Origin of the sequence: Streptomyces sp. NPDC057638, from assembly GCF_042800315.1 — a bacterium.
Taxonomy (GTDB): domain Bacteria; phylum Actinomycetota; class Actinomycetes; order Streptomycetales; family Streptomycetaceae; genus Streptomyces.
Genome location: NZ_JBHVHF010000473.1, coordinates 1 through 4,166 on the forward strand (window position 1 = coordinate 1; position 4,166 = coordinate 4,166).

Sequence of the window (4,166 nt, forward strand, 5' to 3'; positions counted from 1 at the left end):
CGCGCCGACGAGACCCTCTCCACCACACGGGCGGCTACGGCTACGGGGTGTGGACCGTGGCGGTGGCGGTGGTGATGCGGTGGTTGGAGCAGCGGACGAGCTGCTGGGAGCCGTTCTTGCAGCGGTCCGGGCCGATCGGGTGGGCGTCCGCGTCATAGGACGCCAGTCGGCTCTCCGCGGCGAAGATCAGGTCCACCTTGCCCCGCTGCCCGCACAGGCCGCCCAGTCCTCCCTCGGTGGTCTGCTCACCCCACCCGGGGCAGACCGGGTCCAGATCGTCGAGCTCACGGAACATCCCTGAGTTGCCACCGTTGTGGGTGGTGTCGGCCGAGGGCGCGTACCAGCCGTTGAGCTTGTCCTCATGGGGCTGCACATTGAAGTCACCGGCGGTGATCACCGTGCCGCCGTCCAGCGTCCACTGCTCCATCCGGCTCCGCACCACGTCCAGCTGGGCCTGCTCATGCGCGAAGTGGTACGTGATGTGCGTGGTGCAGAACCTCAGGCCGTTGGGGCCGCCGGTCAGCTGGGCGATGGGGACGCAGAGCAGCTTGCGCTCCTTCTCCCCGTCGAAGGGCAGGGTGATCCGGTCGGTACCGCTGGGCTTGAACCGGCTGAACAGGGCGACACCGTACGGGTCCGCGTCGGGTTGCCCGGTGGGGTCATCCCCGCAGAGGTCGGCGTTCGCCTCGGGCACGGGTTCGAAGCGGGCGAAATTGGTCATCGCGTCCTGGTTCGGCCACCCAGCCTTCTGGAGACCCTTGAGGACAGCGGTGTACTGGTTGGGACAGATCTCGTTCAGGGAGATGAAGTCGGGGTTCTGCTGCTGCACGGACGCCAGGACCGCGTCGACCAGACCATTCGTGGTGGCCCCCCTGTCGACCTCGTGACCGGAGACGTTCCAGTGCCAGACCTTGTACGCGGCCGTTCCGGCCGGAGCCGGTGCGGTGGCGGCCGGAGTCTGAACGGTGGCGGTGGCGGCCGAGGCGGTACCGGCCGGTGCCACCCCGGCCATGAGGCCGAGCACCGTGGCGAGCGCTGGCACGAGGGCCCGAATTCTGCCCATGATTCCCCCTGATTTCTCACTGCTTCGCTGTGTCCCTGTGCCGACGCCCCGTTCGACGAGTCGTCACACAGACCGCGATTCTGGACAGCCATGATCAACACAGTCAAGCCGCGAGGATTCGCCAGAACGCGGCCTGAACTGGGCGAACGCACGGCGGGGTGATCGTGCACGATGGTTGTGAGACGCGCGGCCGGGGCACCAACGGGGGGTGCCCCGGCCAGGGCGGGCGCTGGTCGACCGGATGGGCGGGTCGCGGCCATCGCCCCCGGGGTCGATCACGGCGGCACGGGTGACCTCCGGCGAGCGCACGGCCCGGCCCCACCGATCCACCGCCGACCCACCCCGGACACCACCTTCCAGGCCGTGTCCGCGACATCCCGCCCCGGCGCCCGGCTCCCCCTGGGCCCCGCGGGCACGGGTGGGGGTGCCCCCGGGCGGAGCCCGCGGGTGGGGGTCCCCCAGCACTGGACGCCGCGAGCCCCTCCCCGGACTTCGCCTCAGGGGAGGACGGCGGGACTTCGCGGACCCCGCCTAGGAGTTCTGCGCGGGGATCCAGCGGCGGGCGATGTCGTCGTACGCGTACACCGGCCGCCCGGAGACGCCCGTGGTGCGGAAGGGCCGTCCCCCGTCGTCGACACGCAGCGTCCCGGAGCGCTCCCCGCTGCTCCACTCCAACTCCAGGTACCAGTCGCAGTCACAGGCCGCCGCCCGGGCGTTGACCAGCAGGATCTCCGGGTCCCGTGCCGAGACCCGGTAGGGCAGGGCGACCGCGGGGAGGTCGGTCCCCGTGTCATTGCCCGCCAGGGAGCGCACGAGGGGGCGGGGGCGGTCGAGATCCGTCTCGAACATCCGGGGAGTCATCGCGCCACCGCATCCCATGCTCATCTGGTAGACGGCACCGGCTCGCTGGGGCGCGCGCCGCTCGGTCACCCGTACCCGCAGGGACTGGAGCACCACGGTCTCCTCGCCCCGGCCCTGCACGGTGACCCGGACGAGGGTCTTCCCCGCGTGCCGCGCGCCCAGCGCCCGGCTCCAGGACGCGGCGCCCGATTCGGCGGGCGGGACGGGTACGGAGGTGGGCGGGCGGTCCACGAGATAGGAGTGCTGGCAGCCGTACAGCCAGATGTGCTGGTTGACACCGACACTCAGGGGCGCCTGGGTACGGGCTCGCGCCTCGCCGTCCCGCCGCTCGCTCTCCCCCTTGGCCCGGGGTGCCCCGTCGAAGGCGGCCAGGGCCACCAGCGCGACCGCGAGGACCAGTGCCGCCGCGAAGAAGCCACCGCGCCAGCGGCGCCAGCGCCCGGACGGGGACGGGACGGGGCTGGCCGCGTTCCCGGCGTCCGGTGGGAGGAGTACGGGTGCGGCGTCCGGTGGGAAGGAGGGAGGCGCGTCGCCCGGCGGGACCGGCGGAACGGACCCGGGACCGGTCTCCGGCGGGAGGGGAACGGTCTCGGCGGGAGCGAGGTCGGCCGGGGTGTCGACGGGACCGGACCGCCGCTCCGGCTCGTTCCCGTCCCCGGGCGCGGTTCCGGTGGGGCCGGACGGCCCCTCCGGTCCACCCCCGCCCCCGGACGCGGGCCGCGCCGGTTCGGGTGCCCGTCGCCGCTCCCCTTCCTTAAGTTCCCTGGGTTCCCTGGGTTCCCTGGGTTCCCCGGACTCCCCGGACTCCCCGGACTCCCCGGACTCCCCGGACTCCCCGGACTCCCCGGACGAGGGTCCCGGCTCCTCCGGTGCGGACCCGAGGACAACGGACGCGCGGGAGGCCGACGACACACCACCGATCGCGCTCTCCACCGTGGCGCCCGAGGCGGCGCCGCCGGGGGAACGATGACCGGCGGGGGTGTCCCCCGTACCGGAGGCTTCCGCGCCGGGGGACACCCCGGCCGGGACGTCCGCCACGGCATCGGCACGGCCGCCCGCCGGAGCACTCCCCGGAACACCAGCGTCCGCACCGGCCGCCGCGTCCGCCGCGGCGGAGCCGTCGGCCTGGTGGCGGACCGTGGTGGCCAGCAGCCAGAGGCGGTGGAGGGCGTGGAGTTCCCCGGGACCGCAGCCGCAGAGCCGGGCCAGCCGTTCCACGGGGGCGAACTCCACCGGCACGGTCCGGCCCACGCAGTAGCGGTGGAGGGTGGACGCGCTGACTCCCACCCGGCGGGCCAGCGCGCCATAGCTGCGCCCCGACCCTTCCCTCAGCTCGCTCAGCCTCCGGGCGAACGCCTCGTCCGCGCGCTCTGTCTGACCCACCGTCTCTCCCCCAAATCATCCCAGGGGGCATCTCACCCCCCTGCGTTATCCCACGTCAGAGGGGGTGGAATGGTTCCACTGTCCCATCGGGCCCGATCCGCTTGGTGTCGGGAGTGAGGGCCGCACAAGCTGATGGCCGTTCGACCGCACCACCGACCGAGGGGGAACCTCATGAACCAGCCGCACAAGCTCCACTTCGCCGCCCTGACCGCCGCCGCTCTCGGCCTGGCGGTGGCCACGCCCGCCCTGGCCACCGCCGCCACGGCCGCCGCGCCCGCACCGGCGTTCCTGTCGGCCTCGCAGCTGCCCGCCGCCGAGACGCCGTGGAGCGCGGGTACGGTCCGGCCGGGCGTGGCGCCCGACGCCTGCACCGAGGGGATCCTGTCGGCCGCCACCAGCAAGCAGCGGCACTTCCAGACCGAGCTGGAGACCCGGGCCCATCAGACGATCACGGTCGCCGCCACCGAGGCCCAGGCCAAGGCGCTGGTCACCAAGGCCAACACGGTGATCATGGACTGCATCAACCGGCTGGAGCGCGAGACCCCGGGTCTGGTCGGCGCGACCAGCGACGAGGGCCCGATCGCGATCGAGGAGGGGGCCCGGGTCTACAGCCTGGAGACCCAGGTGCCCGCGGCGGGGACCGCCGACGTGGCGCTGTACTCGGTGGGACGGGACGGGAAGACGGTGACGATCGTCGGCTGGGGCCAGTTGGGGAATCTCGCCTCCGCGCCGCTGGGCGCCTTCAAGACCACCGCGCGGACCTCGGTGGCCAAGCTCTACTGACGCGCGGCGCGCGCTGCCCCCGGCCCCGGCCCCGTGCCCGGACCGGGGCGCACCCCGTCTCGCCCCGCACCCCGCG

General features: G+C 73.5%; 3 protein-coding genes. 1 reads left to right on the forward strand and 2 read right to left on the reverse strand.

Annotated features, from left to right (window positions below; translation table 11 throughout):
• Window positions 1–40: 40 nt before the first annotated feature.
• Entirely contained in the window at window positions 41–1,063 is a 1,023-nt protein-coding gene (locus ACFVIM_RS33455) for an endonuclease/exonuclease/phosphatase family protein (RefSeq protein WP_384309643.1), read from the reverse strand.
• 531 nt (window positions 1,064–1,594) lie between these two features.
• Window positions 1,595–3,307, reverse strand: a complete 1,713-nt coding sequence (locus tag ACFVIM_RS33460) for a helix-turn-helix domain-containing protein (RefSeq protein WP_384309646.1) — start codon at window positions 3,305–3,307, stop codon at window positions 1,595–1,597.
• A gap of 171 nt (window positions 3,308–3,478) precedes the next feature.
• On the opposite strand from ACFVIM_RS33460, the gene ACFVIM_RS33465 reads away from it, so the two are divergent.
• Window positions 3,479–4,090, forward strand: a complete 612-nt coding sequence (locus ACFVIM_RS33465; protein WP_384309650.1) for a hypothetical protein — start codon at window positions 3,479–3,481, stop codon at window positions 4,088–4,090.
• Window positions 4,091–4,166 lie beyond the last annotated feature (76 nt).